20 protein-coding genes, 1 tRNA gene and 1 pseudogene are annotated in these 21,387 nt (G+C 66.6%); 10 read left to right on the top strand and 12 right to left on the bottom strand.

The genetic code is table 11. The annotated features are described in order from the left end of the window. Positions 1-34: 34 nt before the first annotated feature. Complete coding sequence (locus tag ABVF28_RS05560; protein ID WP_371029764.1) at positions 35-1,486, bottom strand: MFS transporter; 1,452 nt, start codon at positions 1,484-1,486, stop codon at positions 35-37. Between the two features lie 228 nt (positions 1,487-1,714). Next, positions 1,715-1,799: transfer RNA gene (locus ABVF28_RS05555), tRNA-Leu, on the bottom strand. 234 nt (positions 1,800-2,033) lie between these two features. On the opposite strand from ABVF28_RS05555, the gene ABVF28_RS05550 reads away from it, so the two are divergent. From ABVF28_RS05550 to pknB, 7 genes are all read left to right on the top strand, one after another. Then, positions 2,034-2,744, top strand: coding sequence for an FhaA domain-containing protein (locus ABVF28_RS05550; RefSeq protein ID WP_371029763.1), 711 nt, complete (start codon positions 2,034-2,036; stop codon positions 2,742-2,744). Beyond that, the gene (locus ABVF28_RS05545; protein ID WP_179555462.1) at positions 2,741-3,319 is read left to right on the top strand and encodes an FHA domain-containing protein; all 579 of its coding nucleotides are present in this window, start codon (positions 2,741-2,743) and stop codon (positions 3,317-3,319) included. The genes ABVF28_RS05550 and ABVF28_RS05545 overlap by 4 nt, the downstream gene beginning before the upstream one ends. A 2-nt stretch (positions 3,320-3,321) precedes the next feature. Continuing rightward, positions 3,322-4,572, top strand: coding sequence for a Stp1/IreP family PP2C-type Ser/Thr phosphatase (locus tag ABVF28_RS05540; protein WP_371029762.1), 1,251 nt, complete (start codon positions 3,322-3,324; stop codon positions 4,570-4,572). Continuing rightward, on the top strand, positions 4,556-5,965 hold the full coding sequence (locus ABVF28_RS05535; protein ID WP_371029761.1) for an FtsW/RodA/SpoVE family cell cycle protein: 1,410 nt from the start codon (positions 4,556-4,558) through the stop codon (positions 5,963-5,965). The genes ABVF28_RS05540 and ABVF28_RS05535 overlap by 17 nt, the downstream gene beginning before the upstream one ends. After that, the gene (locus ABVF28_RS05530) at positions 5,962-7,422 is read left to right on the top strand and encodes a peptidoglycan D,D-transpeptidase FtsI family protein (protein ID WP_371029760.1); all 1,461 of its coding nucleotides are present in this window, start codon (positions 5,962-5,964) and stop codon (positions 7,420-7,422) included. The genes ABVF28_RS05535 and ABVF28_RS05530 overlap by 4 nt, the downstream gene beginning before the upstream one ends. Next, positions 7,419-9,215 carry a protein kinase gene (locus ABVF28_RS05525; RefSeq protein WP_371029759.1) on the top strand — a complete coding sequence of 599 codons (1,797 nt, stop codon included), beginning with the start codon at positions 7,419-7,421 and terminating at the stop codon, positions 9,213-9,215. The genes ABVF28_RS05530 and ABVF28_RS05525 overlap by 4 nt, the downstream gene beginning before the upstream one ends. Positions 9,216-9,402: 187 nt before the next feature. After that, complete coding sequence (gene pknB, locus ABVF28_RS05520; protein ID WP_371029868.1) at positions 9,403-11,175, top strand: Stk1 family PASTA domain-containing Ser/Thr kinase; 1,773 nt, start codon at positions 9,403-9,405, stop codon at positions 11,173-11,175. Positions 11,176-11,241: 66 nt separating this feature from the next. On the opposite strand, the gene ABVF28_RS05515 is transcribed toward pknB, so the two are convergent. Together ABVF28_RS05515 and ABVF28_RS05510 are read right to left on the bottom strand one after the other, a co-directional pair. Next, the gene (locus tag ABVF28_RS05515) at positions 11,242-11,433 is read right to left on the bottom strand and encodes a hypothetical protein (RefSeq protein WP_104310805.1); all 192 of its coding nucleotides are present in this window, start codon (positions 11,431-11,433) and stop codon (positions 11,242-11,244) included. Next, complete coding sequence (locus ABVF28_RS05510) at positions 11,433-12,329, bottom strand: class E sortase (protein WP_271986174.1); 897 nt, start codon at positions 12,327-12,329, stop codon at positions 11,433-11,435. Before ABVF28_RS05510 ends, ABVF28_RS05515 begins: the two co-directional genes overlap by 1 nt. A gap of 148 nt (positions 12,330-12,477) precedes the next feature. Between ABVF28_RS05510 and ABVF28_RS05505 the strand changes: the two are divergent. Continuing rightward, positions 12,478-12,714: pseudogene (locus tag ABVF28_RS05505) on the top strand (cell division protein CrgA); the annotation flags it as partial. A 164-nt stretch (positions 12,715-12,878) separates the two neighbouring features. Here ABVF28_RS05505 and ABVF28_RS05500 read toward each other — a convergent pair. Together ABVF28_RS05500 and ABVF28_RS05495 are read right to left on the bottom strand one after the other, a co-directional pair. After that, positions 12,879-13,754: a rhomboid family intramembrane serine protease gene (locus ABVF28_RS05500; protein WP_371029758.1), complete on the bottom strand. Its 876-nt coding sequence runs from the start codon at positions 13,752-13,754 to the stop codon at positions 12,879-12,881. 21 nt (positions 13,755-13,775) lie between these two features. Next, positions 13,776-14,315 carry a peptidylprolyl isomerase gene (locus tag ABVF28_RS05495; RefSeq protein WP_104310961.1) on the bottom strand — a complete coding sequence of 180 codons (540 nt, stop codon included), beginning with the start codon at positions 14,313-14,315 and terminating at the stop codon, positions 13,776-13,778. A 131-nt stretch (positions 14,316-14,446) separates the two neighbouring features. Between ABVF28_RS05495 and ABVF28_RS05490 the strand changes: the two genes are divergently transcribed. After that, the gene (locus ABVF28_RS05490; protein WP_104254443.1) at positions 14,447-15,052 is read left to right on the top strand and encodes a hypothetical protein; all 606 of its coding nucleotides are present in this window, start codon (positions 14,447-14,449) and stop codon (positions 15,050-15,052) included. A gap of 33 nt (positions 15,053-15,085) precedes the next feature. Here ABVF28_RS05490 and ABVF28_RS05485 read toward each other — a convergent pair whose 3' ends face one another. Then, positions 15,086-15,955, bottom strand: a complete 870-nt coding sequence (locus ABVF28_RS05485; RefSeq protein ID WP_371029757.1) for a LysR family transcriptional regulator — start codon at positions 15,953-15,955, stop codon at positions 15,086-15,088. 68 nt (positions 15,956-16,023) lie between these two features. Between ABVF28_RS05485 and ABVF28_RS05480 the strand changes: the two genes are divergently transcribed. Beyond that, positions 16,024-16,944 carry a DMT family transporter gene (locus tag ABVF28_RS05480; RefSeq protein ID WP_371029756.1) on the top strand — a complete coding sequence of 307 codons (921 nt, stop codon included), beginning with the start codon at positions 16,024-16,026 and terminating at the stop codon, positions 16,942-16,944. Here the strand turns inward: ABVF28_RS05480 and ABVF28_RS05475 are convergent. The 5 genes from ABVF28_RS05475 to ABVF28_RS05455 all read right to left on the bottom strand — a co-directional run bounded on the left by ABVF28_RS05475 (position 16,938) and on the right by ABVF28_RS05455 (position 21,351). After that, positions 16,938-17,396 (bottom strand): NUDIX hydrolase, encoded by a 459-nt coding sequence (locus ABVF28_RS05475; protein ID WP_104310960.1) that lies wholly within the window; start codon positions 17,394-17,396, stop codon positions 16,938-16,940. The genes ABVF28_RS05480 and ABVF28_RS05475 overlap by 7 nt on opposite strands. A 153-nt stretch (positions 17,397-17,549) precedes the next feature. After that, the gene (locus ABVF28_RS05470; protein WP_179555473.1) at positions 17,550-18,209 is read right to left on the bottom strand and encodes a methionine ABC transporter permease; all 660 of its coding nucleotides are present in this window, start codon (positions 18,207-18,209) and stop codon (positions 17,550-17,552) included. Continuing rightward, entirely contained in the window at positions 18,206-19,258 is a 1,053-nt protein-coding gene (locus tag ABVF28_RS05465) for a methionine ABC transporter ATP-binding protein (protein ID WP_371029755.1), read from the bottom strand. The genes ABVF28_RS05470 and ABVF28_RS05465 overlap by 4 nt, the downstream gene beginning before the upstream one ends. Positions 19,259-19,405: 147 nt before the next feature. After that, positions 19,406-20,281 carry a MetQ/NlpA family ABC transporter substrate-binding protein gene (locus ABVF28_RS05460; protein WP_179555475.1) on the bottom strand — a complete coding sequence of 292 codons (876 nt, stop codon included), beginning with the start codon at positions 20,279-20,281 and terminating at the stop codon, positions 19,406-19,408. 176 nt (positions 20,282-20,457) lie between these two features. After that, positions 20,458-21,351 carry a LuxR C-terminal-related transcriptional regulator gene (locus ABVF28_RS05455; protein ID WP_146080709.1) on the bottom strand — a complete coding sequence of 298 codons (894 nt, stop codon included), beginning with the start codon at positions 21,349-21,351 and terminating at the stop codon, positions 20,458-20,460. Between the last annotated feature and the right edge of the window lie 36 nt (positions 21,352-21,387).

The following is a 21,387-nucleotide window of genomic DNA, read 5'->3' as shown; positions in this document are numbered from 1 at the left end:
TGTCTCAGTGCATCGAGACGAGCGTGTCCTGCTCCTACGCCTCCTGCTGCACGAGGGGGCGGTCCTTCGTGCCCCTGATCATGAAGCCGGCGATGAGCGCTGCGAGGAGCATGGCGCCCGCCGCCGCGAGGAACACGGCCGAGTAGCCGTTCGTGAAGGCCTGCAGCTGGGGTTCGCCTGCTTCGAGACCCGCGGCGACCGCGTTCGCGTAGAAGACGGTGAAGACCGAGAGGCCGATCGACCCGCCGATCTGCATGGTGGAGTTGACGGTCGCCGCCGCTGCGCCGGCGTCGTGCGGCTCGACGCCCGTGAGTGCGAGGTTCTGCAGGGGCACGAAGATCATGGCGAGGCCGATGCCGAGCAGTACGAGTCCGGGCAGGATGTGCGTGACGTAGCCGCCGTCGACGGTCACGCCGGAGAGCAGCAGGAGTCCGCCGGCGACGATGATCGGGCCGACGATCATGAACGGACGCGGGCCGAACTTCGGGAGCAGGCGTGCGCAGACGGGAACGCACGCGAGGATGACCACCGTCATGGCGACGTTGGCGAGACCGGCGACGAGCGGCTCCATGCCCATGACGATCTGCAGGTGCAGTGCGAGGTACATGGTCGCCCCGATGAGCACGCTGCCGATGACAGCCTGGATCAGGAACGCTCCGCCGCGCACCCGGTCGAGCACGACCCGGAGCGGGAGCAGCGGCTGGGCGACCCGAGTCTCGATCCAGACGAAGGCGGCGAGCAGCACGACCCCGAGCGCGAGGAAGCCGATGGTGCCGAGCGAACCCCAGCCCTCTTCCGCGAGGCTGAACCCGTAGACGAGTGAGCCGAGGCCGAGTGACACGGTGAGCGTGCCCCACAGGTCGTAGGTGTTGTCGCCCTCTGCCTTGCTCTCCTTGAGCACGATGAGCGCGCCGATGACACCGGCGATGACGAAGAAGACGTTGACTAGCAGGCACCAGCGCCAGCTGGCGAACTCGGTGAGCGCCCCACCGAGGACGAGTCCGACCGCAGCGCCGCTTCCGCCGATGGCGCCGAAGACCGCAAATGCGGTGGTTCGGTCCTTGCCTGACGGGAAGCTGACCGTGAGCAGGGCGAGCGCGGCTGGAGCGAGGAGTGCGGCGAACAGTCCCTGCAGGCCGCGAGCCAGGATGAGGTCGAAGGCGTTCTGCGCGAAGCCGCCGTAGACGGAGGCGGCGCCGAAGCCGATCATGCCGACGAGGAAGGCGCGCTTGCGCCCCCAGTAGTCGGCGATGCGACCGCCGAGGAGGAGGAGCGCCCCGAAGACGAGCGCGTAGGCCGTGACGACCCACTGGCGCTGCACGTCGGTGAGGCCGAGATCGAGCTGCGCCTGCGGCAGCGCGATCGTGACGATCGTGCCGTCGAGGACGACGACGAGCTGGGTGAGGGCGAGCACCGCGAGTGCCCACCACTTGGAGATGGTGCGTGGCGCGGATGCGCGGGTGACGGAAGACGCGTCAAGAGACAAGAAAACCCTCCAGGTTCTCAGAAAGCGAGTGCTGGAGGTTTCAAGCCTCGGACCGAGGACGTCGCCGCCTCGACCTACCCGAGCGGCGACGCTCGACAGATCGGCAACTGTAGCAAGTCCTGCGAGCGCACATAAGCGCAGACGCGTCGCCATGAGAACGACAGAACCCCCGGAACCGAAGTTCCGGGGGTTCTGTGTTCCCGATGCAGGTGACCTGCTCTGGGACTCTGGTGCGCGAGGGGGGACTTGAACCCCCACACCCGAAGGCACACGGACCTGAACCGTGCGCGTCTGCCAATTCCGCCACTCGCGCCAACCTCCGAGAGATTACCAGACACTTCCCCCGACTGCGAAACCGACGCGTGGATGCACGCCCGAGGACCCCCAGAAAATCGCGGCCCGGGCCGAGCGGCCCGGCCACCGAATGCCCATTGCCAACCCACAGGAAGGCACCTGAAGTCGGACATCCAGCCCAGTGCCGTTAGCATGAAACAGATTCGCGCCACCCGGTGCGGGCTGCGGCGTGCCCTTGAGAACCAGGAGTCAAGTGGGAATCCTCGACAGATTTGAGCGTGGGCTCGAGCGTGTCTTCAACGGTGCGTTCGCGAAGACCTTCCGCTCTGGGCTCCAGCCCGTCGAGATCAGCGCTGCGCTGAAACGCGAGATGGACACCAGGGCGTCGGTCGTCACGCGCGACCGCGTGGTCGTCCCCAATCGCTTCAACGTGCAGATGTCGCAGGTCGACTACACGCGCATCTCGCAGATCGCCGGCATCCAGGATGAGCTCATGCGCGTCGTCGAACAGCATGCGGCGAAGCAGGGCTACCAGTTCTCCGGCGGGCTCAGCATCAAGTTCCTCGAGAACGACTCGCTCTCCGAGGGGCGTATCGAAGTCGATTCGCGCAGCGTCCAGGGGCAGGTCGCCTGGGCGCCGATCCTCGACGTCGACGGGGAGCGCATCCACGTGGGCATCGGCTCGACCGTCATCGGTCGAGGCTCGGAGGCTGACATCACGATCGCCGACACGGGCGCCTCCCGCAAGCATGCGGAAGTCGTGTGGGACGGCAAGCGCGCGGGCATCCGCGATCTCGGCTCGACGAATGGCACGAAGGTCAACGGCCGATCGATCTCGCAGGCGGGTCTCGAGCCCGATTCGACGATCCAGATCGGTCGTCACCGTATTGTGTTCCGGGTGATCCCCCAGGCCGACCCGAGTGACGACACCGGGTACCTCCCTCTACAGGGAGGCAGAACATGACCAGTGAACTGACCCTCCTGGTCCTTCGCCTCGCCTTCCTCGCGGCGCTCTGGATCTTCGTCTTCTCCGTCATCTACTCGCTCCGCAGCGACCTCTTCGGTACGCGCTCCTCCGCGTACAAGCAGGCCATGGAGAAGTCGCGCCAACAGGTCTTCGCCTCGGCAGACAGCGACAGCGCGCCTGCCCCGGCGGCACCGGCTCCCGTCCGACCACAGGCGCCCAGCGACCCGACCGAGGCAGTCCAGCGCCCGTCGACCCCGGTGCCGAGCGCATCCGCACGCTCTGAGCGGCCGAGCAAGCTCGTCATCACCTCTGGCCCGAAGCGAGGCACCGAGCTCACCCTCCGCAGCGAGCCGCTCTCGATCGGCCGCTCAGGCGACTCCGACCTCGTCATCCAAGACGACTACAGCTCGACGCACCACGCGCGCCTCCTGCTCTGGAACGACGCGTGGATGGTGCAGGACCTCGACTCCACGAACGGCACGTACGTGAACGGCAAGCGAGTCTCGCAGCCGACCCACGTTCCCATCGGCACCCCTGTCCGCATCGGGACGACGACGTTCGAGCTGCGATAGGCATGCTGGTCATCGCGCGCGCCGGCGCCGTGTCACACGTCGGCAAGGTCAGGAGCAACAACCAGGACTCCGGGTTCGTCGGAACCCACCTGTTCGTCGTGGCCGATGGCATGGGCGGACACGCGGGCGGCGACGTCGCGAGCGCGATCGCCGTCAAGCACTTCGCCGAGAACGACGAGCAGTACGCGGGCACCGACGACGCCCAGCACGCCATGACGGAGATGCTGCTCGATGCGAACTCGCTCATCGCGGGGGCGGTCGAGGAGCACAGCGAGCTTCGCGGTATGGGCACGACGGTGAGCGCCCTGAGCCTCGTCGGCGAGTCCCTGGTGCTCGCCCACATCGGCGACTCGCGGGTGTACCGCTACCGCGACGGCTCCCTCGTGCAGATGACGGTCGACCACACGTTCGTGCAGCGACTCGTGGATGCTGGCCGCATCACGCCGGAGGAAGCGCTCACGCATCCGAGACGCTCGGTGCTCATGCGTGTGCTCGGTGACGTCGAGACGCGACCCGATGTCGACACCGAGGTGTTCGACATCCAGGAGGGCGACCGCTGGCTGCTCTGCTCCGACGGCCTCTCCAGCTACGTCGATGAGTCGCAGATCGAGCGGACGCTGGCTCGCATGGACGAGTCGAGCCGCGAGATCAGCGATGACCTCGTGCAGCTGGCGCTCGACAACGGGGCGCCGGACAACGTGACGGTCGTGTTGCTGGAGATCGGCACGGCGCCGCTCGAGCCGATGAAGACGCGTGTCGTCGGCTCGGCCGCGAACCCGCTGCGCTACTCCGCGAACCTGCAGAAGCGCAGCAACCAGATCATCCCGTCGATCCTGCACCCGCTGCGGCGTCCCGCGCCTCGCCCGCAGGACGAGGAGTTCGTGCCCTTCAGCGACGAGGCACTCCAGGAGCTGATCGCCGAGGACAAGCGGCGCAAGCGCGTCCGGCAGTTCTCGTGGCTTGCCGCGTCCATCGTCTTCATCGCAGCAGTCGCCGGTGCGGGCCTCTTCGCCTACAACTGGACGCAGCAGCAGTACTACGTCGGCGAGAACGTCGGCTATGTGGCCATCTACCAGGGCGTGCAGCAGGGCATCGGACCGATCACGCTGCACGAGCTGACCGAGACGACCGATATCAAGATCTCCTCACTGCCCGAGTACCAGCAGTCGCAGGTCGACAGAACGATCAGCGCCGGTGACCGCGAGGCGGCCAACGAGATCGTGGAACGGCTTCGAGATGCCGTCCCTGAGTAGCCCGTTCCGGAGCGGGGCCCGCGAGCAGGCGCCCGTCGTGCCTGGCGCGCCCCGCAAGACCGGCCAGGGGCTCCGCAACATGGAGCTCGGCCTGCTGGTCTTCGCCTTCATCATCAACTTCTCCGCGCTGCTGCTGGTGCAGCTGGGCGTGCGCGGCACCTTCGACTTCAACGTCGTCACGCTCTCTGCCATCATCGGGGCCCTCACCCTCGGCGTGAACATCGTGCTGCGCTTCCGCGCGCCTGGCGCCGACCCCTTCATCCTGCCCATCGCGGCGGTGCTCAACGGCCTCGGCATCGCGATGATCTACCGGATCGATCTCAGCAACCCTGACCTCGAGGGCGTCTTCTGGACTCCGTCGACGCAGCAGATCGTGCTGACGATGCTGGCCGTCGGCGTCGCCATCGCCGTGCTCATCGCCCTGAAGAACCACCGGGTCCTGCAGCGCTACACGTACGTGTTCATGGCCGTGGCGATCGTGCTGCTCCTGCTGCCGCTCATCCCTGGCCTCGGGCGCACCGACGTCGCGGCGCGCGTGTGGATCAGCATCGCCGGCTTCTCGTTCCAGCCCGGTGAGATCGCGAAGATCGCCCTGGCGATCTTCTTCGCCGGCTACCTCGTGACGGCCCGCGACTCGCTCTCTGTCGTCGGCAAGAAGTTCCTGTGGATGCGCTTCCCCCGCATCCGGGACCTCGGTCCGATCCTCGTCGTCTGGGCCGTCTGCATGGGCGTGCTCGTCTTCCAGCGTGACCTCGGCACCTCGCTGCTCTACTTCGGCCTGTTCCTCGTCATGGTCTTCGTCTCGACCGGGCGTCTGTCGTGGGTTCTCATCGGCCTCGGCCTGTTCATCGGCGGTGCGCTCATCGCGGCCAACACGCTCGGCTACGTCGAGTTCCGAGTGCACGCCTGGCTCGACCCGTTCGACCAGGAGATGTACGACGCCGACGGCGGCAGCTTCCAGCTCGTGACGGGCCTCTTCGGCCTCGGGGCCGGCGGCCTCATCGGCAAGGGACTCGGCTCCGGCAGCCCGGGCACGACCCCCCTCGCCTCCAGCGACTTCATCATCGCGGCCATCGGCGAGGAGCTCGGCATGGCCGGCATCTTCGTCGTACTGCTGCTCTTCGTGATCTTCGTGGCACGCGGGTTCCGCATCGGCCAGCAGGGCGTCGACGACTTCGGCCGCCTCCTCGCGACCGGGCTCGCGTTCACGATCGCCCTGCAGGTGTTCGTCGTCGCGGGTGGCGTGATGCGGGTCATCCCGCTGACGGGCCTCACGATGCCGTTCATGGCTGCCGGCGGCTCGAGCCTGCTCGCCAACTGGATCATCGTCGCCATCCTGCTGAGACTGAGCGACACCGTGCGTAACGTGCCGACGGAGGTGATCGACGAATGAGCAAGAACATCCGCCTGGTCGGCGTCCTCGTCATGATCATGTTCATGTCGCTGTTCGTGGCGTCGACCAGCATCCAGGTCTTCCAAGCCGAGACGCTGCGGGACGACCCGCGCAACAGCCGCACCCGCGAGGAAAGCTTCGAGATCCAGCGTGGTCCGATCCTCGTTAACGGCACCCCGATCGCGTCCTCGACCCCCGTCGACTCGGAGTACAAGTACCAGCGTCTCTACGAGAACGGGCCGCTGTACGCGGCCGTGACCGGGTACTACTCGGTCGACGGGGCGTCGACGGGACTCGAAGGCGCACTCAACCCCGAGCTATCCGGCAACAGCGACACGCAGTTCTTCCAGGGGCTCGAGCGCCTCTTCACCGGCCAGGACCCGGCAGGAGCAGCCGTCGAGACGACGATCGACCCAGTCGCGCAGCAGACGGCCGCGGATGCACTCGGCGAGCTCAAGGGCGCGGTCGTGGCGACCAACCCTGCGACGGGCGCGATCCTCGCGATGTACTCCACACCGACCTACGACCCGGCGTCGATGGCCAGCCACGACCAGACAAGCGTGCTCGAGGCGTACAACGCGCTGCTGGCCGACCCCAACGATCCGCTCAGCAACCGGGCCATCGGCGGCAACATGAACCCGCCAGGCTCCGTCTTCAAGCTCGTGGTCGCCGCTGCCGCGCTTGAGGACGGCCTCGCGACCGCCGAGTCGCCGCTGCCCAATCCGGCGACCCTCACGCTCCCCGGCACCAACGTCTCCGTGAACAACCCCTCAGCTGGCGCGAAGTGCGGCAGCGGCGACACGACGAATCTCCGCATCGCTCTCGAGCAGTCCTGCAATGTGCCGTTCGCGCAGCTCGCCATGGACCTCGGGGCCGAGCGCGTGCGCGAGATGGCTGAGGCCTTCGGCTTCAACCACGAGTTCGAGGTGCCGATGACGGCAAGCGCCAGCACGTATCCGACCGCACTCGAAGACGACGCGCAGCTCGCTCTCACCGGTTTCGGCCAGTTCGACGTGCGGGCGACTCCACTCCAGTTCGCAATGATCTCTGCGGCAATCGCCAACGGCGGCGAGGTCATGAACCCATCGCTTGTAGAGAGCATCCAGACGCCGACGTTCCAGGAGATCCAGGGGCCCGAGATCTCGAGCTTCGGGCGAGCCATCAGCGAGGAGACTGCGGCATCACTCCAGTCGATGATGGAGGGAAGCGTGAACTCGGGCGTCGCCAGTAATGCAAGAATTGACGGGATCAACGTGGCTGGGAAGACAGGGACCGCGGAGAACGGCGAAGGCGAGCCGTACTCGCTGTGGTTCACAGGATTCGCCGAATCAGGCGATACGCAGATCGCGGTCGCGGTAGTGCTCGAAGACGGTGGCGGAATGGGACAGTCTGGGACGGGCAACGGCCTGGCGGCGACGATTGGGCAGCAAGTGATGAAGGCGGTGCTGAGCAGATGAGACCAGCTGCAGGTGTTTCGTTCGGAGACCGGTACAAGCTGAGCTCGCGCATCGCCATCGGCGGTATGGGCGAGGTCTGGGAGGCGACCGATCAGGTGATCGGTCGCACCGTGGCGATCAAGATCCTCAAAGACGAGTACATGGGCGACCCCGGCTTCCTCGAGCGCTTCCGTGCCGAGGCGAGGCACGCCGCTCTGGTGAACCACGAGGGCATCGCCAACGTGTACGACTACGGCGAGGAGAACGGCTCCGCCTACCTCGTCATGGAGCTCGTGCCCGGGGAGGCGCTGTCGACCGTGCTGGAGCGCGAGCGTGTGCTTCCTCCGGACCAGGTCATGGACATCGTGTCGCAGACGGCGCTCGCCCTGCACGCCGCCCACAAGGCCGGCCTCGTGCACCGTGACATCAAGCCCGGAAACCTGCTCATCACCCCCGACCGCCGGGTGAAGATCACCGACTTCGGCATCGCCCGCATCGCCGACCAGGTGCCCCTGACGGCGACCGGTCAGGTCATGGGCACCGTGCAGTACCTCTCGCCCGAGCAGGCTTCGGGTCACGCGGCGAACCCCGCAACCGACATCTACTCGCTCGGCATCGTCGCCTATGAGGCACTCGCCGGGCGGCGTCCGTTCACCGGCGAGTCGCAGGTCGCGATCGCCATGGCCCACATCAACGACGAGCCGCCTGCGCTGCCCGTCACGGTGCCCGAGCCCGTCCGCAACCTGGTCCTCGCCGCGATCGCCAAGAAGCCAGACGACCGCCCGGCGTCCGCCGAGGTGTTCGCCAGGGCTGCTCGTGCGCTCCGCGACGGCAACGTGACCCGCGCGGCGCAGGCCGTGCCAGCGGTCCTCGGGCTCACCGCTGCTGACGAGGTCGGCGACGCGACCGCCCCGCTCGACCGCACGGCGGTCATGGATGAGGGTGCGCGCACCACGGTGCTCGGCACCGCCGCGGGCACCACCGAGGTCATGAAGGACGACTTCGACACGCTCATCGGCGGCACTCCCGTCGAGGGCGAGGAACAGTCGGATGCACTCGTCTCTCCTGCCACGGACGAGCGGAAGAAGCCCGCGGCGTGGGTCTGGGTGCTCATCGGCGCCATCGTGCTCTTCGCCGCTGCGCTCGCCTGGTTCGCCGTCGCGCTGCTGAACAGCAACGCGCCCGCCGCGACGACGCCGCCGGCGACCACTGCAGAGACGACGGCCGTGGAGACCCCACCGGAAGAGCCGACCCCGACGGTCAGCACGCCGACAACGGTGTCCATCGCGCAGGGTGACTTCATCGGCCTCGACTACGACACCGCAGCTACTCGCATCTCCGAGCTGGGACTGACCCCGGCTCGTGCCGTCGGACCTGTGGCGACGAACCCGGATGACGTCAACACGGTGACCGCGGTCAGCCCGACCGGCACCGTCGACCTCGGTTCGACCGTGACCCTCACGGTCTACGACAGCATGGCGACGCCGAACACGCCGACGACCGCCCCCACGGTCACCGTCAACGCGGCCGGAACGCAGGCCAGCATCAGCTGGCCCTCGTTCCAGTGCCCTCCTGGTCAGAGCCTCTCGAGCTACAACGTCAACGTGTCGGGTGCCGAGTTGCAGGCTGACCCTGGAACCGCGACCACGGCCACGGCCACGGTGAGCGAGGGATCCTCGATCGTCGAGGCCTCCTACAGCGCGACTTGCGGCTCGGGGAACACCAGTGCCGATTCACCCACGGGTTCCGCGACGGTCCCGGAAGTGAACACGCCCGACCCGACGCCGTCTTCGTCCACTCCTCCCGGAGCGTAGGGGACGAGGGTCGCTCCCGCTCGGTGGCGCGAGGCAACGAATTCGCTCAACTCCATGCATGCACATGAAACGTGCGGTTCACAGCACCGATGGCACCGTTCACCCATTCCGGGCGAGATAAGATCGGCAGACTGACGAGGCTTGAGCTTGGTGGACACCGCCAAGGGGAGAGGAGCTTGCTTCCGTGATGCAGGGCGAACGCACGCTCGCGGGCCGATACGACATCGGCCGGCGAATTGGTCGTGGAGGTATGGCTGAGGTCTACCTCGGGACCGATGAGCGCCTCGGCCGACGCGTCGCCGTCAAGCTCCTCAACACGCAGCTCTCGGGTGAGCCCGACTTCCGCTCGCGCTTCCGCCAGGAGGCGCAGGCGGCCGCGCGAATGACGCATCCGACGATCGTGCGCGTCTTCGACGCAGGCGAGGACACGTTCGTGCGCGCCGACGGGCACGAGCTCGTCGTCCCCTACATCGTCATGGAGTACATCGAGGGGCAGCAGCTCCGCGATGTCATGGCCGGCGCTCCCCTCGCGGACACGCAGATCCACGAGTACATGACTGGCATCCTCACGGCGCTCGAGTACTCGCACCGTGCAGGTGTCGTGCACCGCGACATCAAGCCGGGAAACATCATGATCACGCCGGAGGACACGGTCAAGGTCATGGACTTCGGCATCGCCCGTGCCATCTCCGACACCGCTGGCACGATCGCACAGACCACCGCCATCCTCGGCACCGCTTCGTACTTCTCGCCAGAGCAGGCGAAGGGCGAGAACGTCGACGGACGAAGCGATCTCTACTCGGCTGGCATCGTGCTCTACGAGATGCTCACGGGGAAGGTCCCCTTCCAGGGCGACTCAGCGGTGGCCGTGGCGTACCAGCACGTCACCGAGCGCCCGATCGACGCGAACGAGATCAACCCGAAGGTCTCGAAGGCCATGAACGCCGTCGTGAAGCGGTCGCTCGCGAAGAGCCGGGAGGACCGCTACCAGTCGGCCTCTGAGTTCCGCCGTGACCTCGACCTCGCAGCCCAGGGCATCATGCCGGCCTTCGCGACGAAGGTGGAGGACGACGACCGCACGCAGCTGTTCGGCCCAGCGCCTTCCGGTGTGAGTGCAACAGAGTCGGCGTTCAACTCGCTCTCCGAGACCGATGACCGCGCACCGCAGGTGCAGCGTCGCCCTCCGGCGATGTGGATCTGGGGCGCCGCGGCGCTCCTCGTCGTCGTCATCGTCGCCGTCAGCATCTGGGTCTCCCAGCTGCCGCAGGCAGGTCAGCTCCCCGATACGAGTGTCGATGTGCCGGATGTCGTCGGCGAGCAGTGGGACGCAGCGCGCACGACGCTCGAGGAGGTCGGTCTGACTCCGGTGCGCGAAGCGCAGACGAGCGACGATGTTCCCGAGAACCAGGTCATCAGCACGACTCCAGGATCCGGACTCAGCGTCTCACTCGGTCAGGAGATCACGGTCGTGGTCTCGACGGGACCGTCGGCGGTGACCATGCCAGACATCAACGGCATGACCGTCGAGCAGGCGACGGTTGCCCTGCAAGGTGCCGGACTGAGCGTCGGCCAGATCACGTCAGAGGACTCCCCGACCGTCGCAGCGGGCACAATCGTACGCAGTGACCCCGCGGGCGGTTCGAGCGTCGCGGCGGCCTCCAGCGTCAACCTGGTGACCTCCACGGGCAACGTAGCGCTGCCGGACCTCCTCGGACAACCGCTCGAATCGGCGACGGCGACCCTGCGAGAGCTGGGGCTCCTCGCGGTCGTGAAGCAGGACCCGGGCTGCCTCGCGGTCGAGGGCAACCCGATCGTGAACATGTCGGTGCCTCCGGGACCCGTCGCCCAGCACTCGCAGGTCGAGGTCACCTACTGCACGTCGGAGCCCGCGCCGACACCGACGACGACGACTCCCGACGCCACCCCGAGCGGTGAACCGTCGACGCCACCGGAGGATTGATCCGCCTCCACGCACGCAGCTGACCAGAGTCGAGGGCCCCTTCCGCTTCGCGGGAGGGGCCCTCGCTCAGTTCTGAGCCGGAGCCTGGGACAGCACGCCGAGACCGACGGTGACGTCGTTCTGGGGTGTGAGAAGGGCATCCACCCAGGGGAACGCGAAGAAGACCAGGCCGTAGAGTGCCGCGGCGATGAGGACCAGGGCGATGAGCAGCTTCACGGGCCAAGGGCCGGGGAGCACTCGCCAGAGGGCGCCGTACATCAGAGACCTCCCTGGCTCGCGACCGAGGCCGCTATCGATGCTGGCGGACCGTCGGCTCTCGGAGTGAAGGTGTCGAAGACCGCGTAGCCGATGATGCGCTCAGCGGTCGACCAGAACGGGTTGCAGCTCATGATCATCATGAGCCGGTCGGTGCCCGTCTGCTCGGGGTACCGGGGCACCGAACCCAGCACGTCCACCTGGGTCGGTGCGACGTACTCACCTGATCTGTAGGAGTAGGTGTACCAGCCGTCGGCCGTCTCGACGACGAGCTCATCACCGAGCTGCAGTTCGTGGATCTTCTGCATGGACGCCCCGTAGGCGAGGCGATGGCCCGCGATCGCGAAATTGCCGACCTCGCCGGGCATCTGCGAATCCGGGTAGTGGCCGATGTTGTGGTCGAGCACCTCATGCTGCTCGATGCCCTGCGCGATGGGACGGGCGTAGTCGGAGCCCCAGGTGGGCACGTAGAGGATCGCGAACCGCTCGTTGGTGACGGTCGGTGCCGAGGAGATGGGGATGCCGATCGCGGGGTCGGTCGTGGTCACGGTCGTGGCTTCCTCGCCACCCTCGGCGAGCACCTGGCTGAGCTCCTGCCCGGCTTGGTTCTGCTCCTCGCCGACGATGAGGTCGTTGAGCCAGTACTTCCAACCGACGAAGAGGAGCATGACGACTCCGAGCGTCATGAGGACTTCTCCGGAGACACCCACGACGCTGAGCTTGCGGCGCGGCCTGGAGCCGGATGAGGAACGCTGACCTCTGCTCGAGCTCTGACGCTGGCGGGTCTCGTTTTCGAGGGCACGTCGCTGGGCCCGAGTCTGGTAGCCGTCGTCGTCGGCGAGGAGCGACTCGATCGAGGTGGTCCCGTCGTCTCGTCCAGGCCGTTCAGCAGATGGCATAGGAGCAATCATAGATAGGATGGCCCGCATGTCTCGTGAGAAGTCCAGCGGCTCCAAGTCCGACGAGCCGGAGAAGAAGACTCCGGCCGGTACGAAGAAGCACCGTTCGTCCGAAGCGTCCGCCGCAGCGGCCGCTCTCGCGGCGACCGAGAAGCAGCGCAGGCAGAAGCGCGCAGCTGGTGTCGCCGACAGCGATGAGCGCAACCCGAACCCGGTCTGGTTCAAGCCGCTCATGTTCGGCTTCCTGATCGTCGGGTTCCTCTGGATCATCGTCTTCTACCTGACGAGCGGCGCGTTTCCCATCGCCGAGCTCGGGTCGTGGAACATCCTCGTCGGGTTCGGCATCGCGTTCATCGGCTTCATCATGACGACGAACTGGCGCTAGCCGCTTCTCTTCTCCACAGGAGCTCGAATTACAGCTGTGTAATTCATCCCCAGATGTGCATAACCCTGTGGATAACTTCTGTGCACAGCTCTCTGTGGCGGAGAAGCCGCATAGCAAGAAGCCGCGCATCCCGATGGATGCGCGGCTTCTTGCGTTCCGAGTGACTACCCGGCGATGCCCAGCGGCAGTTGCGAGACGCTCGCGGTGGCGCCGACCACGATGAGCACACCGAGCGCCGCCACTATCCAGAGCCCCTTCCGCGAGGGCTTCGCCGACTTCGACTCCCACAGGAACAGCCACGAGCAGAGCGCGCCGGTGACAAGGCCACCGAGGTGGGCCTGCCAGGCGATGCCCGGGATGACGAACCCCATGACGACGTTGATGCCCACGAGCACGATGAGCGACATCGTGTTCATGCGCGCTTGCCGCATGACGACGAAGTAGGCGCCAAAGAGGCCGAAGACGGCACCGGATGCGCCCAGGACGGTCGTGTTCGGTGCGACGAGTGCGATCGCGAGCGAGCCCCCGAGCGCGCTGACGATATAGAGCGCCGCGAACCTCAGATGCCCGTACACCTGCTCGAGGACGCGCCCGAAGATCCACAGCGTCAGCATGTTGAACGCGAGGTGGAAGACGGTCGAGTGCGCGAAGGCGGACGTCAGCATGCGCCACGGTTCGAACGCACCACTCCCGACGTGGGAGTAGATGCCGTGATAGACGAGGAGGCCAGTGACCAGATCGCCGGTCACCTGCTGGAGGAGCCAGAGGACGGTCGAGACGCCGATGATGGCGTACGTGACGAGCGGTCGTTGGTCCTGCCCAAGCCGTCGCAGCCGCGTTCGTGCTGAAGGACGCTGAGCGGCCTTGGCTTTCGCATTCGACTCCCGGATGCACTCAGGACAGATCACGCCGACAGGCGCGAGCGTCTGGCACTCGGGGCAGACGGTGCGGCCGCACCGCTGACAGAGCACGAAGCTCTGTCGGTCTGGGTGTCGATAGCAGAAGTTCTCTCGCTGCTGCGACAGCTCGGGTGATGTCATTCGTGAAGAGGAACCTGGAGCCTAGAGCTGCTCGACGGTGACGCTCTCGATGACGACGTCCTTGAGCGGCTTGTCACGACCATCGGTGGGGACCTTGGCGATCGCGTCCACGACCGTGCGCGACTCGTCATCGGCGACGCGGCCGAAGATGGTGTGCTTGCCCTGCAGCCACGGCGTCGGGTCCGTCGTGATGAAGAACTGCGATCCGTTCGTTCCGCGGCCGAGCTGCTTGCCGGCGTTCGCCATGGCGAAGATGTAGGGCTCGTTGAAGTTGAGCTCGGGGTGGATCTCGTCGTCGAACGCGAAACCGGGGCCGCCGGTTCCGGTGCCCGTGGGGTCGCCGCCCTGGATCATGAAGTTGGGGATGATGCGGTGGAAGATCACGCCGTCGTAGAGGGGCGTGCTCTTGGTCTGGCCGTCACGAGGGTCGGTCCATTCCAGCTCGCCCGTGGCGAGACCCACGATGGTCTTGACCGTGTTCGGCGCGTGGTTGCCGAACAGCTCCACCTTGATGGGGCCGTGGTTCGTGTTGATCGTTGCAAGTGCAGTGGCGATTGACATGCTCGTCATCTTTCCATAGCCGTCCGACTTCTCTCCTGCCTGTCCGCCGACAGCGTGCGGTGATTCAGGTTGCGTGTGGCAGAAGCGTGCCAAGATATGCACTACCTACTTGTCAACGTCCGGAGGTACCAATGGCCCTTTCACGGAAGCAGTCGCGTGAACTCAAGCGTCTCCGCAAGGACGCAACAAACCTGTGGAGCGAGCAGCAGTCTGTCATCGAGCACGCTCGTGGCATCCTGCAGTCCGCTGGAGTGAGCGCGAAGGGCTTGGCTGAGTCCGAGCTCGTCCCCGCTCTGCAGAAGAGCTACGACAACAATGTTCGCCCGAGCTTCGACCGCGGCTACAGCGTGGCCCGCGAGAAGTACGAAGACGCGAGCGTCCGCTTCAACGGCAAGGTCCTCCCCGTCGTCGCCGGCCTCTCGGGCTCGGTGGCTGGCACGGTCAGCAACCTCGCTTCGAAGAACCACGACCTCAAGGATGTCGCCGGCTCCGCGAAGAAGGTCTCGAAAGAGCTGAACTCGCGCGCCAAGAAGGCGTCGAAGGCGTACGACAAGAAGTACAACAGCTCCGGCGTCGGCGTCGGCGGCTGGCTGCTCATCGGTGCTGGCGTCGCGGCTGTCGCTGCTGTGGGCTACGCCCTCTGGCAGACCTTCCGCGCAGACGACGACCTGTGGATCGCTGACGAGGAGCTCGACGCTCCCGTCACCACGGTCTCGCCCGCGTCGGCCGCGAAGTAGTTCGCGCGCTCCTGCGTTTGACTGGCCCCGCGCTCACCTCGTGAGTTGCGGGGCTTCGTCGTAGGTGCCGGTGATGAGCTGTGCCAGCGCGTCCGCCATCACGGGCTTCGCGCCCCGCCACCAGGCGAGCCGCACTTCGATGGCCGGAGCGTCGCGCAGGGGCCGGTAGACGACCCCCGGCCGAGGGTGCTGGGCGGCCGTGGCCTCGCTGGTCACGCCGAAGACATCGCCATCCGCGATCAGGGTCAGCCACTCGTCGAGGGAGGTGGTCGGGATGAAGATGGGCGATCGGTCGGCCTGCCAGAGTGAGCCGACTGTGGTGCCGGTCCGTGCATCCACCGCGAGGGTCTTGCCGGCGAAGTCGTCGAGGACCAGGGTTCGCCTGCGCGCGAGAGGGTCTTCCTTCGACAGGACTGCGACCCGTCGCTCTTTCCCGACGAGAACGGTCTCGATGCGGGGATCGCGGGGTGCCGTGCGGAGGACGGCGAGCTCGGCTTCACCATCCAGGAGTCCGGCCGTCGCCGTGTTGCTTTGCCGGAAGACGAGATGTGATTCAGGATGCTCGGCTCGCCAGCGGCGTTGCACGGTGCTGGTGTGCGCGCCGAGCGTCGACCAGGCGTAACCGACGCGGAGTTCCCGGGTGGCCGCATTCGCTTCGTCGCCGATGAGGGTCACTTCGAGCAGGACGCGGCGTGCGCGGGCGAGGATCCGCTCACCGAGGGGTGTGAGTGCCACGTGGCGTGTGGAGCGGGAGAGGAGCTGCGCACCGAGCTGGGTCTCGAGCGCGAGGATGGCACGCGACACGGCCGCCTGCGAGCAGTGCAGCTCGATGGCCGCATCGGTGAAGGTGCCCGCGTCGACGACCGCGGCGAGGGCGCGGAGGTGGCGGAGCTCAAGACTCATGCGCCCAGCGTATAACTCCCGCGTGTCATGCATTTCTGCGCGCGACCCACCAGGGACACGATTGGCCCATGACTGGGACCGCGGACACGACGATGCCGAACGCTGCCGCGCCGCGCGGCGTCCTCGCCGGGTCTGCGATGCTCACCGGCAGCGGGCTCTCCAATCAGCTCGGGGCCGCAATCGGAGCGCTCGCTTTCGATTCCCTCGGCACCGCGGGAGTCGTCGCCGTCCGCCAGCTCGTGTCGGCCGCCATCCTGCTCCCGGTCGCCCGGCCACGGCTGCGGAGCTTCACCTGGACGCAGTGGTGGCCCGCGCTGCTGCTCGGACTCGTCCTGGCGACCATGAACCTTTCCCTCTACGCGGCGGTCGATCGCATCGGGCTGGGGCTGGCCGTCACCCTCGAGTTCCTCGGCCCACTCGCCGTCGCGCTCTCCTCGTCCCGCACGCGGGCCGATCTGCTCCTCGCCGCGGGTGCCGCCGTCGGCGTGTACGTGCTGCTGCTGCCCGACGGATCCAGCGATCTCCTCGGCTACGCGTTCGGCCTGCTCGCCGCCTGCTGCTGGGCCAGCTACATCCTGCTCAACCGGATGCTCGGAGGCCGCCTGACCGGCCTCCAGGCGCCGGCCACGGCCACGCTGGTCTCGAGCCTGCTGACGCTGCCCATCACCGTGCAGCTGATCGCCGACGGGAAGTTCCTGGGCTGGCCCCTGCTGCTCGCGGCGCTCTCCGGCCTGCTGTGCTCCGTCATCCCCTACTCGATCGACATCATCGCGCTGCGCTGGGTGACCACGAGGTTCTTCGGGGTGTTCATGAGCATCAACCCGATGTTCGCGGCGCTCGCCGGAGTTGCCGTGCTCGGTCAGGTGCCCGTCGCGCACGAGTGGGTCGGCATGGCCATGATCGTCGGCGTCAACGCTGTCGCCGTGTCACGGGGTCTCCGCGGGCGTCGCAGCACCGAGGAGACGCGCACACAAGCCGGAACTCAGTGAGCGGCGCGGAGAGAACGCAGGTGCCCGTTGGCGGGGCGTTCCGCGTGGAGCCTGAGCCCCACATCCACGAGCGACACGGTGCGAAGCGCGGCCACCTCCGCGAGGTCGAACCAGCGAGCCTCATCCGTTGAGCCGCCACGCTCGTTGCGCAGCTCGCCGCTCACGATGCTCGCCTCGTAGACGATCCGGACCGACTGCATCGGAGTCTTGCCCGGCTCGAGCCGGTCACGGCCCGCGATGATATGCGAGTCGATGCCGAGGAGGTGGTCGATGGAGGCGTGGTAGCCGGTCTCTTCCCAGATCTCGCGGACGACGCCGTCGATGGGGTCCTCGCCTGGGTCCGTTCCGCCCCCGGGCAGGGTCCAGCCTGAGCGACCACGGTCATGCCAGTGCGCGAGGAGGATCTGCCCGTCGCGCACGATGACACCGTAGGAAGCGAGTCGTCGATGCACGGAACCCCCAAAGATCTCTGCCGGGGTCTCGAGGTCAGCGGCCCGGTGCCTGGCCGACCCGAACCACGGGCGCACGCTATCGTACGCCGACGCGCGCCGCGCTCCCGCACAGGGAGGCGCCGACGCGCGCCGGATGGTGCGTAGCGAGCGGGATCAGCGACGCAGCGTCTTGCGCGCGGCCCAGTTGCCGAGGAACTGGAGCCCCTGCACGAGGATCACGATCACGATGACAGCTGCCCACGTGACCTCGGGCTGGAACTGTCGATAGCCATACTGGATCGCGAAGTCACCGAGTCCGCCACCGCCGATGAATCCGGCCACCGCCGACATGTCGACGAGCGAGACCACGGCGAACGTGTATCCGAGGATGAGCGGCCCAAGTGCCTCAGGCACGATGACGGTCCACACGATCTGGAAACGTCCCGCACCCGACGCGCGCGCCGCCTCGATGACACCTGGTGACACAGTCAGCAGGTTCTGCTCGACAAGGCGAGATATGCCGAAAGTGGCCGCAAGCGAGAGCGCAACGATCGCCGCATTTGTACCGATACCAGAACCCACGATGAGTCTTGAGAGTGGCTGGACGGCCGCGATGAAGATGATGAATGGGATGGGTCGGAAGAAGTTCACGATTACGTTCATGACCGCGTTCGCGAAACGTTGCTCGTAGAGGTTGCCGCGGCGCGTCAGATAGAGCACGAGCCCAACCAGGAGCCCGCCAAGCCCACCGAAGAGCAGGCTAAGCGAGACGAGGAAGAGAGTCTCGCCGGTCGCCTCGAACAGCTTCGGCAGGAGTTCGATGACCTCGTTCATGCCGCACCTCCCGCAGTGATGTCGTCGAATTCCGTGACGACCGCGAGGCCGCCGATTTCATCGAGGGCCCGGCGTCGTGCATCCGCGTCACCCTGCAGCGCGAAGGTCAGGTCGCCGAACGACTTCCCGCGGATCTCGTTCATTCCGCCGTACACGAGCTCGACAGTGATGCCTGCTTCGTGCAGGATACGCAGCGCCTGACCCTGGTTGGTCCGCCCGTCGCGGAAGCTCAGCGTCACGAGCGTGCCAGGGTGGCGGGCACCCAAGTCTGCGCGCAGCTCGGCATCCGGGATGCCCTGCACGACCGTCGAGACGAAGCGCTGCGTTGCCGAGGCCTCCGGGTTCGCGAAGATGTCGAACACCTCGCCCTGCTCGACGATTTTGCCGTGCTCCATGACGGCGACGTGGCTCGCGATCTCCTTCACGACGTCCATCTCGTGCGTGATGACGATGATCGTGACCCCGAGCTCCTCGTTTGCCTTCTTCAGCAGCTGCAGCACGTCCGCCGTCGTCTGCGGGTCGAGCGCGCTCGTCGACTCGTCGGCGAGGAGGATGCTGGGGTTCGTCGCGAGGGCGCGCGCGATGCCCACGCGCTGCTTCTGCCCGCCGGAGAGCTGGTCGGGGAAGGCGCGCGCTTTCTCGGAGAGTCCGACGAACTCGAGCAGCTCGGCGACGCGCTTCTCGCGCTCTGCCTTCGGCGTCTTGGCGACGCGCAGCGGATACGCCACGTTTCCGGCGACGTTGCGTGAGTTGAAGAGGTTGAACTGCTGGAAGATCATCCCGATTCCCGCGCGCACAGAGCGCAGCTTCGTCTCGGGCAGCTTCGTGATGTCGACCCCATCCACGTGGATGCTGCCGGACGTGGTCGGCTCGAGCGCGTTGATGAGACGCACCATCGTTGACTTCCCTGCACCCGAGTATCCGATGACCCCGTAGATGTCGCCGGCCTCGATGTTGAGCGAGACTCCGTCGACGGCTCTGATGACCGGGGCTCCGCGCTTGGGTGCCGGATACTCCTTGACGACGTCGGTGAGTGTGATGAGGGCCATGTGTTCGCTCTCGCCTTCTTCAGTGGACCCGTGTGGTGGTGCTGGTGAGCGGCGCCGGGACGCCATTCGTTGGTGCAAGCGAGATCGCCGCCCGAGGCCTGATGATCATCATCGGGTCTCGGGCGGCGAGCGCGCTAGGGGTGAGTCCTAGCCCTGGGCTTCGATCTCTGCGACGAGCTCGTCGAGCGTCGTCTGCAGCTCGTCGACAGGCGTCTTGGTGAGCACGGCGGTCTCGCCGAACGTCTCCTTGACCGCTGCCGCAACACCCTCCGAGTTCTGGTAGATCTCGACGAGCTTGAGGTAGTTCTCGTTGTCGGCGTTCTCGGCCGTCGTCACGAAGATGTTGATGTACGGGAACGCGGACTCGTTCTGCGGGTCATCCCGCGTGAGTGCGTCTTCCGTGGTGAGGCCAGCGTTCTCGACGAAGTCGTTGTTGATGATCGCGCCGGCGAGGTCAGGCAGCGAGGTTGCCGTGACGGAAGCCTCGAGCTCGGTCACCGTGACACGCGACTCGGGGAGCACATCGTCGAGGGTGGAGAACGGCGAGCCGCCGTCCTTGAGCTCGATGAGGCCAGCTTCCTGGAGCACGAGGAGGCCGCGGGCGCGGTTGGAAGCGTCGTTCGGGACTGCGACCTCTGCGCCGTCCGGAATCGCGTCGACCGAGTCGTACTGCGACGAGTAGAAGCCGAGGGGGTAGATGGCCGTCGAGCCGATCGGCACGAGGTCGTCGCCACTCGCGGCGTTGTGCTGCGCGAGGTAGATGATGTGCTGGAACGCGTTGACGTCGAGCTCACCCTCGCTCGTGGCGGGGTTGGGCTGGTTGTAGTCCGAGAAGTCGACGAGCTCGACCGTGAGGTCCTCAGCTGCCGCTTCCTCGACGAGGACGTCCCAGTACGGGTCGGATGCGCCGACGACACCGAGCCTGATGGTGTTCTCATCGGAGGCGCCGGTGGAGCACGCGGAGAGGCCTCCAACGAGGGCGATCGCGCCGACTGCTGCGGCGATCTTGGTGAAACGTGACATGGAGGAGGGTCCTTTCAATGCGGCGCGCGAACGCCGGCAATCCTCTAAGGGTCTAGAGGGCCTCGCAAGAATAAGAGAACAGCGCGTCGCCGCGCCGATACATCCTGACACGTTGCGTAACAGTCCACTGACGGCGTCACCTACGCAACAATGTTGCGCTGGAATCGCCAAGCAACTCAGGGCAGAAGGCCCAAGTGCCTGGCCTTCGCAAGAGCCTGGTAGCGAGAGCCCGCATCCAGCTTCGTCATTGCGGTCCCGAGGTAGCTCTTGACCGTGCTCTCGGTCAGAATCAGCTTCCTGGCGATGTCCTTGTTCGTCAGCCCGAGCGCGATCTGACCGAGCACATCCAGCTCCCGCGGCGAGAGCCTGACCGGAGCCTCAGGGAGATCTGCGGTGGCGGCAGCCTCTCTGCTGCGCGGATCCCCGTGGTCGCCGGCGAACCTCACGAGGCGTTCCTCGATGCCCCGTAGCCGGGCCCGCACCTCAGCATCCCCGAGGAGGGATGCCACCTCGCGCAGCTCGGAGAACGTTCCCCTCAGCTCCTCGAGCTGCGTCGCGGTGAGGCCACCGCCTCCCAGCTCCGAGACGCTCGCGGACCCCACCCGCATCCGACGCCTGAGCTCATCCCGCAGCCGCAGCTCGTCTTCAACGTTCTTCCCGAGCGCGACCGCCTGACCGAGCGACATCGACTGAGAGTCAGGGGCCGCCCGGAACCCGCCATAGAGGACACCCCGCACGTGCTTGTCGACGATGACCGGCACAGCCATCAGGCTCTGGACGTGCTCGGACAGCACCTGCACGTCGTAGTCGTGCGTGATGCGACTGCTGCCGCGGTAGTTCGTGGTGACCTTTGCGCGACGCTCGAGCATTGCCCGACCTCCGAGACCGCGACCCAGCTGCACCCTGAGCCCCACGAGGCCGCGACCCTGGTTGCCGCAGATCGTATGCACGTCCGTCGTGTCGCGGTACGTCGGACCGCCGAACGAGAGGGGGCACCCCGTGGAGTCCCGCAGGCGCGCCACAGCCTGAGCGAAGACGTCAGCTTCGGTTGCTGCCTCTGGGAACATCATGTGCGTCACTACCAACTTCCGGGGGTAGTTCGATAC

It is taken from the genome of Pseudoclavibacter sp. JSM 162008, from assembly GCF_041366455.1.
GTDB lineage: Bacteria > Actinomycetota > Actinomycetes > Actinomycetales > Microbacteriaceae > Pseudoclavibacter.
The sequence above is the reverse complement of the archived record's forward strand: the minus strand, read 5'-3'. Positions and strand labels throughout refer to the sequence as shown.